Annotated in this window: 17 protein-coding genes; 11 read left to right on the plus strand and 6 right to left on the minus strand. The window is 73.4% G+C overall.

Annotation, left to right across the window (positions count from 1 at the left end; genetic code table 11):
* Nucleotides 1-9 precede the first annotated feature (9 nt).
* The 5 genes from OG439_RS10340 (at nucleotide 10) to OG439_RS10360 (ending at nucleotide 6,072) form a co-directional block, all read left to right on the plus strand.
* A complete protein-coding gene (locus OG439_RS10340; protein ID WP_326949154.1) occupies nucleotides 10-891 on the plus strand; it encodes a ribokinase in 882 nt (293 codons plus the stop codon).
* Nucleotides 888-2,762, plus strand: a complete 1,875-nt coding sequence (locus OG439_RS10345; RefSeq protein WP_326949155.1) for an SUMF1/EgtB/PvdO family nonheme iron enzyme — start codon at nucleotides 888-890, stop codon at nucleotides 2,760-2,762. The genes OG439_RS10340 and OG439_RS10345 overlap by 4 nt, the downstream gene beginning before the upstream one ends.
* Nucleotides 2,759-3,967 (plus strand): CaiB/BaiF CoA transferase family protein, encoded by a 1,209-nt coding sequence (locus tag OG439_RS10350; RefSeq protein ID WP_326949156.1) that lies wholly within the window; start codon nucleotides 2,759-2,761, stop codon nucleotides 3,965-3,967. Before OG439_RS10345 ends, OG439_RS10350 begins: the two co-directional genes overlap by 4 nt.
* Nucleotides 3,964-4,779, plus strand: coding sequence for an HpcH/HpaI aldolase/citrate lyase family protein (locus tag OG439_RS10355; protein ID WP_326949157.1), 816 nt, complete (start codon nucleotides 3,964-3,966; stop codon nucleotides 4,777-4,779). The genes OG439_RS10350 and OG439_RS10355 overlap by 4 nt, the downstream gene beginning before the upstream one ends.
* Nucleotides 4,780-4,842: 63 nt before the next feature.
* Nucleotides 4,843-6,072, plus strand: coding sequence for a hypothetical protein (locus OG439_RS10360; RefSeq protein WP_326949158.1), 1,230 nt, complete (start codon nucleotides 4,843-4,845; stop codon nucleotides 6,070-6,072).
* A 1-nt stretch (nucleotide 6,073) separates the two neighbouring features.
* Here the strand turns inward: OG439_RS10360 and OG439_RS10365 are convergent, their stop codons facing one another.
* Nucleotides 6,074-7,057 (minus strand): ArsR/SmtB family transcription factor, encoded by a 984-nt coding sequence (locus OG439_RS10365; RefSeq protein ID WP_326949159.1) that lies wholly within the window; start codon nucleotides 7,055-7,057, stop codon nucleotides 6,074-6,076.
* Nucleotides 7,058-7,124: 67 nt separating this feature from the next.
* Here OG439_RS10365 and OG439_RS10370 point away from each other — a divergent pair, with 67 nt between their 5' ends.
* A complete protein-coding gene (locus OG439_RS10370) occupies nucleotides 7,125-8,315 on the plus strand; it encodes an MFS transporter (protein WP_326949160.1) in 1,191 nt (396 codons plus the stop codon).
* Here OG439_RS10370 and wsfD read toward each other — a convergent pair.
* The 5 genes from wsfD to OG439_RS10395 form a co-directional block, all read right to left on the minus strand.
* Nucleotides 8,303-9,793 carry a glycan biosynthesis hexose transferase WsfD gene (gene wsfD, locus OG439_RS10375; protein ID WP_326949161.1) on the minus strand — a complete coding sequence of 497 codons (1,491 nt, stop codon included), beginning with the start codon at nucleotides 9,791-9,793 and terminating at the stop codon, nucleotides 8,303-8,305. The two genes, OG439_RS10370 and wsfD, sit on opposite strands and share 13 nt — an antisense overlap.
* A 167-nt stretch (nucleotides 9,794-9,960) precedes the next feature.
* A complete protein-coding gene (locus OG439_RS10380) occupies nucleotides 9,961-10,173 on the minus strand; it encodes a hypothetical protein (protein WP_247051344.1) in 213 nt (70 codons plus the stop codon).
* A 38-nt stretch (nucleotides 10,174-10,211) separates the two neighbouring features.
* Entirely contained in the window at nucleotides 10,212-10,424 is a 213-nt protein-coding gene (locus tag OG439_RS10385) for a hypothetical protein (protein ID WP_326949162.1), read from the minus strand.
* Nucleotides 10,425-10,434: 10 nt separating this feature from the next.
* Nucleotides 10,435-10,830 (minus strand): DUF6010 family protein, encoded by a 396-nt coding sequence (locus OG439_RS10390; RefSeq protein WP_326949163.1) that lies wholly within the window; start codon nucleotides 10,828-10,830, stop codon nucleotides 10,435-10,437.
* 111 nt (nucleotides 10,831-10,941) lie between these two features.
* Nucleotides 10,942-12,720 (minus strand): flavin-containing monooxygenase, encoded by a 1,779-nt coding sequence (locus tag OG439_RS10395; RefSeq protein ID WP_326949164.1) that lies wholly within the window; start codon nucleotides 12,718-12,720, stop codon nucleotides 10,942-10,944.
* 98 nt (nucleotides 12,721-12,818) lie between these two features.
* Here OG439_RS10395 and OG439_RS10400 point away from each other — a divergent pair, with 98 nt between their 5' ends.
* The 5 genes from OG439_RS10400 (at nucleotide 12,819) to OG439_RS10420 (ending at nucleotide 18,197) form a co-directional block, all read left to right on the plus strand.
* On the plus strand, nucleotides 12,819-13,802 hold the full coding sequence (locus tag OG439_RS10400; RefSeq protein ID WP_326949165.1) for an SDR family NAD(P)-dependent oxidoreductase: 984 nt from the start codon (nucleotides 12,819-12,821) through the stop codon (nucleotides 13,800-13,802).
* On the plus strand, nucleotides 13,799-14,686 hold the full coding sequence (locus tag OG439_RS10405; protein WP_326949166.1) for an alpha/beta hydrolase: 888 nt from the start codon (nucleotides 13,799-13,801) through the stop codon (nucleotides 14,684-14,686). Before OG439_RS10400 ends, OG439_RS10405 begins: the two co-directional genes overlap by 4 nt.
* 87 nt (nucleotides 14,687-14,773) lie before the next feature.
* A complete protein-coding gene (locus OG439_RS10410; RefSeq protein ID WP_326949167.1) occupies nucleotides 14,774-15,424 on the plus strand; it encodes a TetR/AcrR family transcriptional regulator in 651 nt (216 codons plus the stop codon).
* A gap of 179 nt (nucleotides 15,425-15,603) precedes the next feature.
* Nucleotides 15,604-17,070 (plus strand): amidohydrolase family protein, encoded by a 1,467-nt coding sequence (locus OG439_RS10415; protein ID WP_326949168.1) that lies wholly within the window; start codon nucleotides 15,604-15,606, stop codon nucleotides 17,068-17,070.
* On the plus strand, nucleotides 17,067-18,197 hold the full coding sequence (locus tag OG439_RS10420; protein WP_326949169.1) for a M20 family metallopeptidase: 1,131 nt from the start codon (nucleotides 17,067-17,069) through the stop codon (nucleotides 18,195-18,197). The genes OG439_RS10415 and OG439_RS10420 overlap by 4 nt, the downstream gene beginning before the upstream one ends.
* Nucleotides 18,198-18,210: the final 13 nt, after the last annotated feature.

Raw genomic sequence — 18,210 nt, forward strand, 5'->3', positions numbered from 1 at the left:
CGGTGCGGCATGAGCGGGCGGGTGGTGGTCGTCGGGTCGGCGAATGTGGACCTCGTTGTTGACGTGCCCCGGCATCCGCATGGGGGCGAGACCGTTCTCGGGGATCGGCTGCGTCGTAGTCCTGGCGGCAAGGGTGCGAACCAAGCCGTTGCCGCCGCGTGGGCCGGCGGGGCCGATACCTTCTTCGTCGGGGCGCTTGGGGATGACGAGGCCGCTGATCTGCTGCTCGTCTCGCTCGGCGGTGCCGGTGTGCGCACCGATCTCGTCGCGCGCGTGGACGCGCCCACCGGGACCGCCTTCGTGACCGTCGATCCGGGCGGGGAGAACGCCATCGTCGTCGCCCCCGGGGCCAATGACCTTCTGCAGCTCAATGACGACCAGGCCGAGCGGATCGCCGACGCCGACGTTGTGCTCGCCCAGTTGGAGATTCCTCTCGACGTCGTGACCGAAGCCGCCGCGGCGCGCAAGGCCGGGGCGCTCTTCGTACTCAACGCCGCGCCGTCGCGTGAGTTGCCGCCGGTGCTGTGGGGCGCGGTCGACATCCTCGTTGTCAACGAGCACGAAGCCGCCGACCTCGCGGGCACCCCCGAAGCCCTGCTGGACCGCGTGCCGGTGGCCGTGGTGACGCTGGGCGGTGAGGGCTGCGTGATCCTTCGCCGTGAGCGGGAACCTTTGCACATCAACGGTATTCCGGTGCAGGTCATCGACACGACCGGCGCGGGCGACGCTTTCTGCGGTGTCCTCGCAGCCGCGCTCGCCCGCGGGCTTGACGTCGAAGCGGCCGCCCGGCTGGCCTGCGCGGCCGGCGCCCTGGCCGTGACGCGGCCCGGGGCGCAGACCGCCGTTCCGTCCGCCGATGAGGTCGCGTTGCTCGGAGGAAGGGTGTCATGACCGACCCGCTCGTCCCGCGGCCGATCGACCGGCCGACGCCGGTGCGTGGCCCGCTGTCCGAATTGGACGAAGCCAAGATCTTCGCCGCGCCCGACGACCCCGCGGACGTCCCCGCGTGGCGCGAGAAGCTCCACGCCTGGCGCGAAGACGCGCGAGCCCGCCACGGTTACAGCGGCGCCGCCTACGCGCGGCCGGGCGCGGCCTGGGCGCAGACCTGCTACAGCGTCGCCCAGGTGTGGTTGTGGGACGAGCTGCTCTACTCCTTCGCCGACCACCGCTTCACCCCCGAGCGGTTCCTCGACGACGCCCGCGCCCGCTTCGGCGGCCTCGACGCCGTCGTCCTGTGGCACGCCTACCCGGTGATCGGCCTCGACGACCGCAACCAGTGGGACTTCTACCGCGACGTCCCCGGCCTCGACGCCCTCGTCGAGGACCTGCACCGAGCCGGGCTGCGGGTCTTCGTCGACTACAACCCCTGGGACGTCGGCACCCGCCGCGGCGCCGACGACCTCACCGAGCTGGCCGCGCTCGTCGCCGACCTCGACGTCGACGGCGTCTTCCTCGACACCCTCAAGAAGGCCGAGCCGGAGTTCGTCGAGCGGCTCGAAGCGGCCAAGCCCGGGCTCGTGCTGGAAGGCGAGTCGAAGCTCGCGGTCGAGCGGATCGAGGACCACGCCGCGTCGTGGGCCCAGTTCTTCGCCGACTCGCCCGTGCCCGGCGTCCTGCGCGCCCACTGGTACGAGCGCCGGCACATGCAGCACCACGTCCGCCGCTGGCACCGCGACCACACCGAAGAACTGCAGTCCGCGTGGCTCAACGGCGTCGGCGTGATGGTCTGGGAAGTCGTCTTCGGCGTGTGGGTCGGCTGGTCCCGCCGGGACGCCGCGACCGTGCGGCGGATGGTGACCGTCCAGCGCGCGGCGAGCGAACTGCTCCTCGACGGTGACTGGACGCCGCTGGCCGACCTGGCCCCCGGGCTCCACGCGTCGAGCTGGGAACTGGACGGCGTGACCCTGTGGACGATCGTCAACCGCGGCGACACCGACTACGAGGGTGCGCTGCCGGGCATCGACCTCCTGGGTGGGGTGCCGGCCCGGGGGATCGGCGCGGCACTGGAGGTCGCCGACGGCGCCGCCGAGCCCGCCTGGCTGAACGACTTGAACATCGCAGAGCACGACCCCGACGCCCGCTTCCCGCACCGGCTCGCGACGCGCGTCAGTCCACAAAGGACCACTGGCGAACCCGAGCCGGACGCCGTGATCGTCCCCCAAGGACCGTACGTGCTGACCGTCCGGTACCGCGCCCGCGAAACCGGGATGTACCAGGGCGCGCCCTACGTGGACGAATGGAAGCCGCTCCCGCCGCGCCTGCACGACGCCCGGACGCTGCAACGCGACGGCGAGCTGGCCACGCCGGTCGCCGTCGCGGCCACCGAGGTGACGAACGCCCAGTTCGCCGAGTTCGTCGCGGCCACCGGTTACCGGCCGGAGTACCCGCACCGGTTCCTGGAGCACCGCGGCGGGCAGGACGAGCCGGTGACCTACGTCGACCTCGACGACGCCCGCGCGTACTGCGCCTGGCGCGGCGGGCGGCTGCCCACCGAGGACGAATGGCAGCTCGCGGGGGAGACCGGCGGCCTCGAGCGCGGCACCCCGGCCGTGTGGAACTGGACTGAAAGCGAACACTCGGACGGACGGACGCGCTTCGTGATGCTCAAGGGCGGCAGCGACTACCGGGCCGACGGCTCCGAGTGGTACGTCGAAGGCGGACGCCGGGAACCGGCGTACAGCGTCAAGCTCCTGCTGCCCGGACTCGGCCTCGCCCGCGCGGCGACGGTCGGCTTCCGGTGCGCCTGGGACGTGCCGGCATGAGCGTCACCCGTGACCCCGCCGGCGGCGCCCTCGCCGGGCTGCGCGTCGTCGACGCGTCCACGCTGTTCGCCGGCCCGATGGCCGCGATGCACCTGGGCGACATGGGCGCCGAGGTGATCAAGGTCGAGCACCCGCGCAAACCCGACCCGTCGCGCAGCCACGGCGCCGCCAAGGACGGCGTCAACCTGTGGTGGAAGACCCTGGGCCGCAACAAGCGCACCATCACCGCCGACCTCGGCAGCGAAGGCGGCCGCGAGGTGTTCCTCGCGCTCGTGACCAGCGCGGACGTCGTGATCGAGAACTTCCGCCCGGGCACCCTCGAGCGCTGGGGCCTCGGCTACGACGTCCTCTCCGACTGGAACCCGCGGCTCGTGCTCGCCCGCGTCACCGGCTTCGGCCAGCTGGGGCCGTACCGCTCGCGGCCGGGCTTCGGCACGCTCGCCGAGGCGATGAGCGGCTTCGCGGCGACGACGGGGGAGCCCGACGGCCCGCCGACGCTCCCGCCGTTCGGGCTCGCGGACGGCGTCGCGTCGCTGGCCACGGCGTACGCGATCATGGTCGCGCTCGCCTCGCGCGGGCAGAGCGGGCGCGGGCAGGTCGTCGACACCGCCATCATCGAGCCGATGCTGGCCATGCTCGGGCCGCAGATCACCCGCTGGGACCAGCTGCGGACCGTCCAGCCGCGCACCGGGAACCGGTCCACGAACAACGCGCCGCGCAACACCTACCGCACCGCCGACGGTCAGTGGGTCGCGGTGTCGACGTCGGCGCAGTCGATCGCGGAGCGCGTCGTCCGGCTCGTCGGACGGCCCGATCTGGCCGACGAGCCGTGGTTCGCGACCGGTGCCGAACGCGCACAGCACGCCGACGAGCTCGACGAAGCCGTCGGCGCGTGGATCGGACAGCGCACGCGCGACGACGTCGTCGCCGCGTTCGAGCAGGCGCAGGCCGCCGTGGCGCCGATTTACGACGCCGCCGACATCGTCGAAGACCCGCAGTTCCGGGCGCTCGGCACGATCCACGAGATCGACGACCCCGACCTCGGGCCGATGCTGATGCAGGGCCCGCTGTTCCGGCTTTCGGGCCACGATGGCGTCATCGGCTTCACCGGCCGGCCGCACGGCGCCGACACCGACGCGGTGCTCGGTGAGCTGGGGTTCTCCCCGGAGCGCGTCGCCGAGCTGCGCGAACGGGGTGCGGTGTGAGCCCGCCGCTGACGTTCCTCTACGCCCCCGCCGACCGGCCGGACCGGGTGGCCAAGGCCCTCGGCTCCGCGGCCGACGTCGTGCTCGTCGACCTGGAGGACGCCGTCGCGCCCGCGCACAAGGACGCGGCGCGGGCGAACGTCCTGCGACTACTGGCTTCCGTCGTGCGGCCGGTGCAGGTGCGCGTCAACCACCCGAGCACACCGTGGCACGCGGCTGACCTCGCGGCGGTCACCGCGTTGCCGCTGGAAGTGGGCGTACGGCTGCCGAAAGTCGAGTCACCCGAGGAGATCCGGGCCGTCGCGGCCGCCCTGCCGGACCGCGCGCTGCACCCGCTCATCGAGTCCGCGCTCGGCGTCGAACGGGCCCTCGACATCGCGACGGCGTCGCCGCGGATCGCGTCGCTCGGCCTCGGCGAAGCCGACCTGCGCTCGGACCTCGGTGTCGCCGACGACGCCGGGCTGACGTGGGCCCGCAGCCGCGTGATCGTCGCGGCCCGCGCGGCCCGGCTGGCGCCGCCCGCGATGTCGGCCTACGCCAACGTCCGGGACCTCGACGGCCTGGCCGAGTCCTGCCGGGCCGGGCGGGCCCTCGGGTTCCGCGGCCGGACGGCGATCCACCCGGTGCAGCTGGCCACGATCCGGGCCGCGTTCCTGCCGACACCGCAGGAGATCGCGCGGGCGCGGGAGGTCGTCGAGCGCGTCACGGGTGCGACGGCGGCCGGAGTCGGCGCGATCGCCCTCGCCGACGGCACCTTCCTCGACGTCGCCATGGTCGAACAAGCGCGGACGGTGCTTTCGCTCGCGGAGTAGTACAGCGGCTCAGTACAAAAGCCGTTGTACGAAACTTTGACCGGCGCGTGCGGCAATGACGCCATGCGAATTCCCCGAGTGCTCCTTCTCGTGCTGGCCGTGGTGGCCGGCGCACTGGCGCTGCCAGGTACGGCCGGTGCCGCCTACAGCGACCCGCTGACGACCACGACCAAGCAGAACCTGGTCTGGCACGCGACCCCGGCCGCCGCGCTGACCGCGCTGGACAACGCGCTGCCGAACGTCAGCCTCAACACCGTCGTCAACGACCCCAGCTACGCGATGACCGGCTGCACCGGCGCGGAGAAGGCCGCGCTGCCCAAGGCGCCGGCCGCCACGAAGTCGCTGTGCTGGGACGCCGACCGAGCGGGCAGCACGACCTGGGTGCCGCAGGGCATCACGACGTCCGGCGACGCCGACGACGACGGCCTGTGGGGTGCCGACAAGATCATCCTGTCCGGCTGGCACAGCACCGACGCGCTCGGCCGCTACGACGACGCGCGAATCCAGGCGGTCAACTACGACACCCCCGCTTCCGCCGCCCACCGAATGGTGTACCTGGCCGTGCCGAACAGCACCGGCAGCACCTTCTCGGCGGCGAAGGCCCACATGGGCGGGATGGCCTGGTACGGCGACAAGATCTACGTCACCGCCGTCGGGAACACCTCGACCGCGATCCGGGTGTTCAGCACGAAGCACATCCTGCAGCTGACCGACACGACGTCGAACGCGATCGGCAGGACGTCGGGCGGATATGCGGCGTACACGTACAAGTACGCGATGATGCAGGTCGGCTACTACACCTACGCGGGCGGCACGTGCAGCATGGCCGCCGACACCGGGGTGCCGTGCTTCTCGTCGATCTCCCTGGACCGCAGCACCAGCCCGGCCACGGTCGTGACGACGGAGTACTTCTCCGACCAGAGCCTGCACGGCCGGCTCTACCGCTTCCCGATGGGGACGGACTACCTGCTGACCTGGACCGCGACGGAGGCGTTCCGCAGCTCGGTGGGCAACATGCAGGGCGTCCTGTCCCACGGCGGCAAGTGGTACGTCGCCCACAGCTCGGCCACGATCAACGGCCAGCTCTGGACCCAGACGACGACGCAGAGCACGTCGGTCATGTGTGGCTCCACCGCTGCTTGCTGGGCCGTCCACCCGGAGGCGCTGACGTACGACTGGTCGACGGGCCTGGTCTGGTCCCAGTCGGAGTGGTCGACGGCGGACTGCACCGCGCAGGGCCAGACGTGCGGGCGGTCGGTGTTCGCGGTGCCGCTGTCGTCGCTGGCGGCCTGAGTCAGCGGTCGAGCAGGGCCGTTCCGAGCGCCGTGACCAGGTACAGGACCTGGCGCCCGGAACGTTCCCGCTCGACCAATCCGCTGTCGCGCAGCACACCGAGGTGCTGGGAGACGGCGCTGGGCGTGACGCCGAGGGCTCGCGCGAGGTCGGTGGTCGTCGCGGGGGAGCGCAGTGCTTCGAGGAGCCCGGCCCGCGCGCGGCCGAGCAGCCGGACCGTGCTGCCGGGCGGGGGCCGCGTTCCCGCCGTCCAGATCGCGCCGCGCCCGCGGGCCGGGTAGCGCACGGTGGTCTGGGTCGAGGTGTTCCCCTTGATCAGCGCGTGCGGCGAGCCGAGCGCGACCGGGATGAGGACCAGCCCGCCGGGCCCCCGGTGCACGACGTGGTCCGCCCGCCGGCGCGCGCCGGTGTGCACGACTTTTCCGTCCTGCCAGCGCAGGTCCGGGTGCAGGCCGGTGAACAGCCGCGCGCTGCCGCCCGCGGCGAGCTGCTTGGCGCGGTGCCCGACGTCGGCGTCGAGGACGGCCCGGATCCGCGGCCAGTGCGGCGCGACGAGCCGGTCGTGCGCCGCGCGCAGCTCCGCGGCGATCGTGTCCAGGCCGGCCTCCGGGTGCGCGGCGAGCGCCGCGACGGGCTCGGGGAGGGCATCGCCGAAGACCCGGCCGAGGCTGGCCCGGACCTGACGCGCGGTGGTGCGCCGCAGCGCGGCCAGGTCGTCGTCGATCGACGGGCCGGAACCGCGCGGGGCGGGGACGAGGAACTCCGGCCAGTTGGGCCGGTCGCTGACGAGCAGCGGCCACGTCCACGAGAGGTTCAGCGGCGCGTTCGCGAGCTCGTCCTCGGCCCAGCGCAGCCACGGGAGGTTGGCGGCCTCCCGGTCGCGCCCGGCCAGCTGTTGCAGGCACGCCACGGTTTCCGACAGGGGTGAGATCGCGAACCGCGTCGTCGCCAGCTCGGCCACCCCGAGCTCGATCGTCAGCGCCATGATCCCGAGTATGCAGCCGTGGGCTAAATGCTGTCCCGGTTCCGTGTCCGGCCGAAGGATTCCGGGCATGACGCGGATCGAGATTCGCCTGCCGAGGGCGTACTGGCGGTTGTGGTGGGCGACCGGGATCGACAACCTGGGCAACGGGGTGTTCGCGGCGGCCGTGCCGCTGCTGGCCGTCACGGTCACCCGGGATCCCCGGCTCGTCTCGCTGGTCTCCACCGCCGCGTACCTGCCGTGGCTGCTGCTGTCCCTGCCCGCCGGCTCGCTGGCCGACCGGCACGACCGCGCCGGGCTGATGTGGCGCGGGCAGGCGTTCCAGGCCGTCGTGGCCGCGGCTACCGCGATCCTGGTCGCGACGGGCGCGGCCGGGATTCCCGTCCTCGTCGCCGCGGCGTTCGCGCTCGGTGCGGGTGACGTCGTTTTCGGCAACGCGGCGCAGGCGATCCTGCCGGACCTCGTCGCGAAACCCTTGCTGCACCGGGCGAACGGCCGCCAGCAGGCGATCACCACGGTCACCGCTCAGTTCGCCGGGCCGCCGCTGGGCGGCCTGCTCTTCGCGGTGGCCGCGGCGCTGCCGCTCGGCGCCGACGCCGTGTCGTTCGCACTGTCCGCGGTCCTGGTGGCGGCCCTGCCGCGGCGCCCTGCCCCGCCGGACCGGCCGCGCGCGGCGATCGCGGAGGGCGTGCGGTGGCTTCGCGGCCACCGGCTGCTGCGGACCCTCGCCGTTCTGCTCGGCGTCAACACCTTCTGCGGGCAGCTCGCCAACGTCACGCTGGTCCTGCTGGCCACGCAGACGCTGCACGTCGGCGCGCGCGGCTACGGCGTGCTGCTGGCCGGAGCGGCGGCGGGGAGCGTGCTCGGTGGCCTGGTCAACGCGCGCGTCGTCGCCAGGATCGGGCCGCTCGCGGCGCTCTTGACCGCGCTGAGCGTGAACGTCGTCGCGTTCGCCGGGATCGGCCTGAGCCCGGGCCCGGTGGTGCTCGGCGCGTTCCTGGCGGTGAACGGCTTCGTCACGACGCTCTGGAACATCGTGACGGTCGGCTTCCGCCAGCAGCTCGTGCCGTCGGCGCTGCTGGGGCGGGTCACGAGTGTCTACCGGCTGCTCGGCTGGGGCCTGATCCCGTTCGGCGCCCTGGCCGGCGGCCTGGTGGCCCACGGGTTCGGGCTGCGCACGCCGTACCTGGTCGCGGCCGTGGTGCGGGGGATCGCGCTGGTGGTGGCGCTGCCGGCGCTGGTGCGGTCTCAGCCGACCTGAGCGGTCGCCTCGGGCTCGGCCACCGGAGCCGCCGGGCGTCGACGTCGGTTCAGCTGGTCCCGGACGAACCGGTAGACCACCGGGGCCGCCATGACGCACAACGACAGGGCCGCCACGTCCAGCAGGTACGCCGCCAGCCAGACGTGCTTCGCGATCTCGAAGTAGCCGTCCCCGACCACCGCCATCACCGCGATGCCCAGGGCCGCCGTCACCGAGACGCCGGCCTGCAGGCCCGCGCGGTTCGTCCACGCCCGGCGGCGCAGCAGGGCGATCACGGCGCCGGCCAGGCCGAGCAGCACCATCAGGGACGGCCACCACGGCAGGCTCATGTTGTCGAGCCACTCGCGGAACGTCTGCGGGTTGCCGCCCATGTCGCCGCTGACCGGGGCCGAGTTGTCCGGGGCCCTGGTCGCCGCGCCCCAGGGGCGGTTCGGGAGGTACGGCAGGTCGCGGCCGTGCGTGGCCTGCAGGCCGATGCCGATCGCGCGGGCCAGCGCCGCCGGGTGGGCCAGCAGCAGGCTCCAGACCTTGCCCTTGACCGCGCTGGGCTCCTCCAGCAGCACGTCCGCGCCGGCCAGCTGATCAGGCCCGTCGGGGTAGTACGCCTTGCCCGCGCTCTGGCTCGCGGCTTCGGGCAGGCCCAGCTCGGCCGCCGAACCCGGCAGCTCGACCAGGCCGAGGGTGTAGACGACGTTTACCGCGTTGACGTCGGCGTAGTTGCGCTCCTGCCAGGCGAGGTTCGCCCGGATCGGCGCGATGATCTCCAGCACGAGCAGGACGGCGATCAGCGGCCCGACGAGCCGGCCCGACCACCAGCGTCCGGCGCCGGCCCGGGCGCCGGTCACCGCGCAGACGAGCACCGCCAGCACGAACAGCGGCAGGAACCCGATCTTCGCCAGCCCCGCGACGACGCCGCCGGCCGCGACCAGCAGCAGCGCGGACAGCCGCTCGAAGCCGTCCTCGACCTTGGTGCCGGCGATCACCGCGAGCCCGCAGAGCAGCGTGTACGCGCCGAACAGGCCGGCGGGCTCACCGAACGTCGAGAGGAACAGCCGCGCGAAGTCGGGGTTGAGCAGCGGGAGGACGGCCGGGAGCAGCAGCGCGAGACGCCGCCAGCCGCGGGCGAGCAACGCCCAGGCCGCGAGCGCCGTGACCAGGAAGACCAGCAGCGTGTACAGCCAGCCGAGCGAGGTGAGGCTGAACGGCCCGTCGCCGTCCGCGACCGCCTTGAACAGCACCGCGGCGCTCGAGGGCTGCGGGTCGGGGCACGGCGTGCCGCGGCCGAAGTCCAGCACGACGCCGCCGAGCCAGCTCGCTTTGTGGTCGGGGGTGGCCGGGCTGAGCCCGGCGGTGCAGAACAGCCGGTAACCGTCACCGTTGTCGCCGACGCCGTTCGGGGTGCCGAGCAGACCGAGGCTGATGATCAGCCCCAGCGCAGCGACGAACCCGGCCGCGACGGCCATCCCCACCCTCTTCACACCGGTCAGCCTAGGTGGTCGGTTCGCCGGGTGGTTCCGGAACACCCGATTCCGGTGGCCCGGATCTCACCGCGCGTGGCCGGACGCGCTGGTGCTAGGTGCCTGGTCACGGGGTGTCCGCGGACGTGCGCGGCGCGTTCGGCGCACGCCGTGACGCGGGGTGCGCCTCAGCCGGAGTGGCCGCAGTGCAGGACCGCGGCACCGGCCAGCGCTTCGCAAGCCGGGCACCGCGTCATCGGGCGCTCACGACGTCCCCAGTAGGGGTGGGTGGCCCCGCACAACGCGGTGACCCGATCACCCGGCTGGGGGTCCGGGTTGCAGCGGGGGCAGTAGGCGTGCGCCGCGCGTTCGACGGCGGTGCTGTCTTGGCTGGCGCTCATGGATACGGGATACCCGGCCGGCCGGGGCGGCAACCGCGTCAGTCCGTGGTGAGCTCGGCGAGCACTTCCGCGGCCGTCGTGCTGCCGCCGTCGGCGAGACGCCGCAGCTCGGCGAGGTTCTCCTGCTCGGTGGCCACCTCGATGAGCACGTCGAGCGCCGTCGGGTCGCCGGTGTCGGCGATGCGGCGGAGACCGGCGAGGTCGCCTTGCTCGCCCAGCTGCTCGATGAGCACGTCGAGGGAGTCGGACACGGCCGTCAGCCTACGCCCGGGCCGTGCGCAGCGACGCCACGACGGACCGCCCGCCGGTGAAGCACCAGATCGCGATCACCGGGTCGCAGAACGCGCAGCCGAACGACGAGTCGTGGGCGAACGGGAGGATCGGCTGGCCCTTCAGGTGGTGGACGACGTCCCAGCCGGTGTGCAGGAGCCAGCCGATTCCGATGAACGTCCACGAGTCGAGCCCGCGGAACGCGACGTAGGTCAGCACCGCGCAGAACACCAGTTCCCACGGCCCGAGCGCACCGCCGGAGAGGTAGGCCGCCCCGGCACCGGCGACCATCAGCGCGTTGAAGCGCTGCCGGTGTGGCTCGCGGATCAGCGAGTTGAGCAGGACGTAGACGAGGCCGACCAGGATCGGCGCCAGTACCGCGATCATGGTGGACCACGCTAGGAACCCGCGGCCGCACCGGCCAGTGGCTGTTCTGCCATCCTCCGCCGGATTCTCGCCACGTCAGGCTCCGAGGTGCTCCCGGTCCGGCCGGACCGTTCACATGACCTCGTCCATCCCGCCGTTCTCCCGCCAGGCGGCGAGCAGCGCGTGGAAGGCGACCGGCCCGTCGCCGAACGATTGGCTGTGTTCTCGTGGCTTGCCTTCGTTGTTGTAGTAGCCCGGGGTGCATTCCAGCTGGAACCGGTAGCGGTCCGGCGCCTTCCGGCGGATCGTCTCGACCCACGCCTGCTCGGCCGCCGCCGTGGGCTCCACAATGGACGCTCCGCGCTTGCGGGCTTCGGCGACGACCGCACCGATGTGGCTCGCCTGCTCGTCCAGCACGTGCACGAAGTTCACCGAGGGGGCGTTCTGCAGCGAGCCGAGCTGGAACAGGTTCGGGAACCCGTGGCTCGCGACGCCGTGCAGCGTCCGGGGGCCGCTCCGCCAGCGTTCCAGCAGCGAGACGCCGTCGCGGCCGACGACCGGCAGGCGTCCGGCCATGACGTCCGAGGCGCCGACCGAGAACCCGGTCGCGAAGATGATGCAGTCGGCCTCGTACTCCCGGCCGCCGGCGACGACGGCCCGTTCGGTGACGGCTTCCACGCCGCCGCTGTCGGCGGTGTCCACCAGGGTCACGTTCGGCCGGTTGAACGTCTGCAGGTAATGGTCGCTGAACGTCGGGCGCTTGCACATGTAGCGGTACCAGGGCTTGAGCGCCGCGGCCGTGGCCGGGTCGTCGACGAGCGCGTCGACCCGGTCGCGCAGCTCGTTCATCTTCCGGAAGTCGGCGAGCTCGTGTACCTCGGCCGGGACGTCCGTGTAGGCGTCGGTCGCGACCAAGTCCTTCAGCAGGCGGGCGCTGCCGGTCCAGCCGTCGCCCACCAGGTCCTCCTCGGCGCGACCGCCCGTGACGACGGTGAGGAAGTTGTCCCGGCGCCGCCGCTGCCAGCCCGGGGTCAGGGAACCGGCCCACGCCGGATCGGTGGGCCCGTTTCCGCGGACGTCCACAGTGGACGGCGTCCGCTGGAAGACGACCAGCTCCCGCGCGTCGCGCCCGAGGTGCGGGACGACCTGGACGGCCGTCGCGCCGGTGCCGATCAGCGCGACGCGCTTGTCGGCCAGCCCGGTCAGGCCGCCGTCGGCGGTCCCGCCGGTGTAGCCGTAGTCCCACCGGCTGGTGTGGAACGTGTGCCCGGCGAACGTCTCGATGCCCGGGATGCCGGGCAGCTTCGGGTGGTCGAGCGTCCCGTTCGAGACGACGACGTACCGCGCGCGGATCTCGTCGTCGCGGTCGGTGCGGACGAGCCACTCGCCGTCGTCCCAGCGCAGTTCGCTGACCGCGGTGCGGAAGCAGGCGTCGTCGTAGAGGTCGAACGTCCGCCCGATCGCGCGGGCGTGCTCCAGGATCTCCGCGCCCGGCGAGTACTTCCAGCCGGGGACGTGGCCGACCTCCTCCAGCAGCGGGAGGTACACGTAGGACTCGATGTCGCAGTGGATGCCGGGGTAGCGGTTCCAGTACCACGTGCCGCCGAAGTCGCCGCCCTTCTCGATCACGCGGATGGTCCCGACGCCGGCCTGGCGCAGCCGCGCGGCGGCGAGCAGCCCGCCGAACCCGCCGCCGACCACCACGGCCTCGACGCGGTCGCGCAGCGGCTCGCGCACGAGGTCGCCCTCGACGTACGGGTCTTCGGCGTAGTACCCGAACCGGCCGGTGGGCCGCTGGTACTGCGCGCTGCCGTCCGGCCGCAGGCGCCGGTCGCGCTCGGCGCGGTACTTCGCGCGCAGGGCGTCCGGGTCGAAACCCAGGTCGGCGGGCAGGGGCGAGGTGGGGGACATGGGTGCCCTTCCGGGTTCGGTGATCGGCTCACCTCCAGCAAACCCAGTTCGGGAACTTTGGTCAAGCAAGTGATTTAAACCTGGGGTACGCTGTCGCCATGATCACCGCGGACACGCCGATCGGCGAGTGGGTGGCCCACCCCGAAGGCGGCCCGCTCATCCGGGCCCTGCTCGCCGGCGCGGGCTTCGACGAGAGCGTGCTCGCGCCGATCAGCCAGGTGCCGCTGGGCCAGCTCGTGGCGCTCAGCCAAGGGAAACTCGGCCAGGACGTCGTCGACGACCTGGTGGCGCGCGTCAACGACGGCGTCGTCCCGGCCGCCACCGGCGCCGCGCTGAGCACCGTCCCCGGCCGGTTCGACGGCCGCACGGTCGTCGTCACCGGAGCCGCGTCCGGCATCGGCCGCGCGACGGCGTCCCGCATCGCCCGCGAGGGCGGCCGGGTGGTCGCGGTCGACGTCTCGGCCGGGCGGCTCGACGAGTTCGCCGCCGAGACGCCCGAGCTGGTCCCGGTGGCCGCGGACATCACCGACGCCGCCGGGGTCGAGCGGATCCTGGCCGCCGCCGGGACGCGGATCGACGGCCTGGCCAACGTCGCCGGGATCGCCGACGACTTCTCGCCGGCCCACGAGGTCAGCGACGAGCTGTGGCGGCGCGTCTTCGCGGTCAACGTCGACGGCACGTTCCGGCTCATCCGCGCGGTGGTCCCGGCGATGCTGGCGGCCGGGTCCGGCTCCATCGTGAACATCGCCTCCGAAGCCGCGTTGCGCGGCTCGGCGGCCGGGATCGCTTACACCGCTTCGAAACACGCGGTCGTCGGGATCACCCGCAACTGCGCGGTGATGTACGGGCCGCACGGCATCCGCGTCAACGCCGTCGCGCCCGGCGGGGTGGCGACCGGCATCGCACAGAGCGGCACGCCGTCGGCGTTCGGGCAGGAGCGGCTCGGCGCGTTCTTCGGCCTGATGCCGCCGATCGCCACCGCGGAGCAGCTGGCCGCGTCGATCACGTTCCTGCTCAGCGACGACGGCGCGAACGTCAACGGCGTCGTGCTGCCGTCGGACGGCGGGTGGGCGGCCCAGTGAAGCTCGCCGAAATCGCACCCGAGCTGCGCGGCCCGGCGCGGCGGCTGCCCCGGCTGCCGCTGGACCGGCCCTTCGGGCTGTGGCTGGTGCGCCGGACCATGGCCCGGATGCGGCCCGTCGCGGTCCCGGACGTCGACATCGAGGTCACCGCGGGGCTGCGGATCTACCGGCCGCGCGAGCCGCGGTCCGACCTGACGCTCCTGTGGATCCACGGCGGCGGCCTGGTCATCGGCAACACCGTGCAGGGCGACGCGTTCTGCGGGGAGACGGCGCGGGAGCTCGGGATCACCGTGGTGTCGGCCGAGTACCGCCTCGCCCCGGAGCACCCGTACCCGGCGGCGCTCGACGACTGCCACGCCGCCTGGAAGTCGGCGCGGGACCACGCCGCCGACCCGGCCCGGGTGGTCGTCGGCGGGCAGAGCGCCGGCGGCGGGCTCGCGGCCGCGCTGGTCCAGCGCCTGTGCGACGAAGGGGAGCGGCCGCTCGCGCAGTGGCTGTTCTGCCCGATGCTCGACGACCGCACCGCCGCCCGCCGCGACCTCGACGCGCGGCGTCTCCGCGGCTGGGACAACCGCCTCAACCGTCTCGGCTGGCGCGCTTACCTCGGGCAGGACCCCGGGGCGGCGGTCCTCCCGCACTACGCCGCGCCCGCCCGCCGCGAGAACCTGACCGGCCTGCCGCCGGCCTGGATCGGCGTCGGCGACATCGATCTGTTCCACGACGAAGACGTCGAGTACGCCCGCAGGCTGCGCGCGGCGGGCGTCGGCACGACCGTGCACGTCGAACCGGGCGCGCCGCACGGGTTCGAGTCCTGGGCCCCGGACACCGGCATCGTCCGGGGCTACCTCGCCACCGCGCGGGCGTGGCTGGGCGGGTTCGCCTGATCGTCGAGGTGCTGGCCAGGGACGTCCGGCGGGCCGGGGCTCCGTAAGGTGAAGGCAGCCGAGCACGGGGGAGACGAGGTGGCACCGATGAACGTGAAGGCCGTCCGGGCGGAGCGCGCGAGCGCCACGCGGGAGTCCATCCTCGTCACGGCGGAGCGGTTGTTCGCCGAGCACGGGGTGCAGGTGGTGTCCAACCGGCACATCAGCGAGGCCGCGGGCCAGGGCAACAACGCCGCCGTCAACTACCACTTCGGCACCAAGACCGACCTCGTCCGCGCGATCGTGCGCAAGCACTCCGAGCACGTCGAGAAGCTGCGCGCCGAGCTCGCCGGGGCCATCGACGGCCCGGGCGAGCTGCGCGACTGGGTGGCCTGCCTGATCCGCCCGACCACGACGTACCTGCAGGAGCTGGGCTCCCCGACGTGGTTCGCCCGCTTCACCGCCCAGGTGCTGACCGACCCGGCCCTGCGCGCGATCATCGCCGAGGAGTCGCTGACCTCCCCGGTCCTCGCGAAGGTCGTGGCGGGGCTCAACCGGACCCTCTCGGTCCTGCCGCCGGACGTCCGGGCCGAGCGCGGCGACATGGCGCGTCAGCTGATGATCCACATGACGGCCGAGCGCGAGCGCGCCCTGGCCGAGGACACCGCGACCCCGCGCGCGACCTGGTACGACGCCGGTACCGGCCTGATCGACGCGGTGACCGGCCTGCTCCTGGCCCCGGTGACCACTGCCTCCTGACCCGGTCGTGAGTGTTCAGGGCGGTTAGAACCGCCCTGAACACTCACGACCGGGAGCCGCGGGTTCGTCCGCGCGGATGGACCGGACCGCCCCGGTTCGTCGCCGCGCACCAACGGCTCCGCCGGAATCCCTCCTATCGTCGCCACGACCCGAGTACGTGACGACGAGGAGGCGCAGCGGTGCGGACACTCTTGCGGGGCGGGCGGGTCGTCGACCCCGGGACCGGGTTCGACGGCGTCGCCGACGTGCTCCTGGACGACGGCAAGGTCGTCGCCGTCGGGAGCGGGCTCGACGCGCCCGCCGTGGTGGACGTCAGCGGGCTCGTCGTCGGGCCCGGGTTCGTCGACCTGCACAGCCACGTGCACTCCGTCGCCGGGCAGCGGCTGCAGGCGCTGGACGGCGTGACCACCGCGCTCGACCTCGAAGCCGGCCTGATGCCCCTCGAACGGGCCTACGCCGAGGCCGCCGCGGCCGGGCGGCCGCTGAACTACGGCTTCTCCGCGTGCTGGGCCGCCGCGCGGGCGCAGGTGCTGGCCGGGATCGAGCCGGACGCGCAGATCGACAGCGGCCTCGCCGTGCTGGGCAACCCGGCGTGGCAACGGTCGTCGTCGCCGGAAGAACTCGCGGCCTGGCTGTCCCTTGTGGAGGGTGAGCTGGCCGCCGGCGCGCTCGGCATCGGCGTCCTGATGGGGTACGCGCCCGCGACCGAGCCCGGCGAGTTCCTGGCCGTCGCGCACCTCGCCGCGAAGGCCGGCGTGCCGACCTACACGCACGTTCGCGAGCTGGTCGAGGTCGACCCGGCGATCCCGGTCGACGGCTCCGAGGAGATCGTCATCGCCGCGGCCGAGACCGGCGCCGCGATGCACCACTGCCACGTCAACAGCACCTCCGGTCACCACCTCGACCGCGTCCTGGCCACCCTGGAGAAATCCCGCCGCGCGGGCTCCCGCGTCACCGTCGAGGCCTACCCGTACGGCGCCGGCAGCACCGCCGTCGGCGCCGCGTTCATCGAGCCGGACCGCCTGCGGCTCAAGGGACTTTCGCCGTCGAGCGTGGTGATCCTCGAGACCGGCGAGCGCGTCGCGGACGAAGCCCGCCTGCGTCAGCTGCGCGAAGCCGACCCCGGCGCGCCGTGCCTGCTGGAGTTCCTCGACGAGGACAACCCCCGCGACCAGGCGACGCTGCGCCAGGCGCTCGCCTTTCCCGACTCGATCGTCGCGAGCGACGCGATGCCGGTGTACTGGAAGGACGGCCGCACCGAAAGCACCGAGTGGCCGCTCCCGCCGGGCGGCACGACGCACCCGCGGACCGCGGGCACCTTCGCCAAGACCCTGCGCCTGATGGTGCGCGAGACCGGGGCCTGGACCTGGCTCGAAGCGTTCCGCCGCTGCGCCTACCTGCCGTCGCGGCTGCTCGACGACGTCGCCCCGGCGGCCCGCGGCAAGGGCCACCTCGGGGTGGGCGCCGACGCCGACGTGGTCGTCCTCGACCCGGCGACGATCACCGACGCCGCCACGTACGCCGATCCCACCCGGCCGTCGCGGGGCGTCCGGCACCTGTTCGTCGGCGGCGTCGCCGTGGTCGGCGACGGCGAACTGCGCACCGGCGCGTTCCCGGGGAAGCCGTTGCGGGGTGAGCCGCGGTGAACGACCTCCTCGCCGACATCGAGTCGCTCGTCCGGTGCGAGTCGCCGTCCGAGGACCACGACGCCGTCGCGCGCAGCGCCGAAGCCGTCGCGAAGATCGGCCGCCGCCTGCTCGGCGCCGAGCCGGAACGGATCGTCACCGACGGCTGCACGCACCTGCGCTGGCGGTTCGGCGACGGCCCGCCCCGCGTCCTGCTGCTCGGGCACCACGACACCGTGTGGCCGCTGGGTTCCCTGCGCACGCACCCGTTCTCGATCACCGGCGGCGTCCTGCGCGGCCCCGGCTGCTTCGACATGAAGGCCGGCGTGGTGATGGCCCTGCACGCCGCCGCGGCGCTGGCCGACCGCACCGGCCTGGCGATCCTCGTCACCGGCGACGAAGAGATCGGCTCACCGCTGTCCCGCTCGCTGATCGAAGAGGAGGCCCGCGGCTGCGACGCGGTGTTCGTCCTCGAGGCCTCCGCCGACGGCGGCGCGCTGAAGACCCGCCGCAAGGGCGTTTCCCGGTACTGGATCGAGGTCGAGGGCCGCGCCGCGCACGCCGGGCTCGAACCGGAGAAGGGTGTCAACGCCGGGATCGAGCTCGCTCACCAGATCCTCGCGGTGGCCGCGCTCGCCGACGCCGAGCGGGGCACCACCGTCGTCCCGACCGCGCTGTCCGCCGGGACGACGACCAACACCGTGCCCGCCGCGGCCAGCGTCGCGGTCGACGCCCGCGTGTGGGACACCGCCGAGCAGGACCGCGTCGACCAGGCCGTCCGGAGCTTGGCACCGGTGCTGCCCGGTTCCAAGCTCCGGATCGCCGGTGGTATCAACCGCGCGCCGCTCGACGCCGTCGCGTCGGCGGATCTGTTCGCCCTGGCGGACTCCCTCGCCGGCGGCACGCTCACGTCCGCGTCGGTCGGCGGCGCGTCCGACGGCAACTTCACGGCCGGGCTGGGGATTCCCACCCTCGACGGCCTCGGCGCGGTGGGCGGCGGCGCGCACGCGGACGACGAACACGTCGTCGTCGACCAGCTGCTCCCGCGCACCGCGCTGCTCGTCTCACTGACCAAAACCGTGCTGGCGAACGGGACTTCGTCCGCCACGACCAACGCCGGGGGCGAATCCGGTGCGGGACAACGGTGACGCGCCGGCCGGG

Source organism: Amycolatopsis sp. NBC_01307, assembly GCF_035975215.1.
In the GTDB taxonomy this organism is placed as follows: domain Bacteria; phylum Actinomycetota; class Actinomycetes; order Mycobacteriales; family Pseudonocardiaceae; genus Amycolatopsis.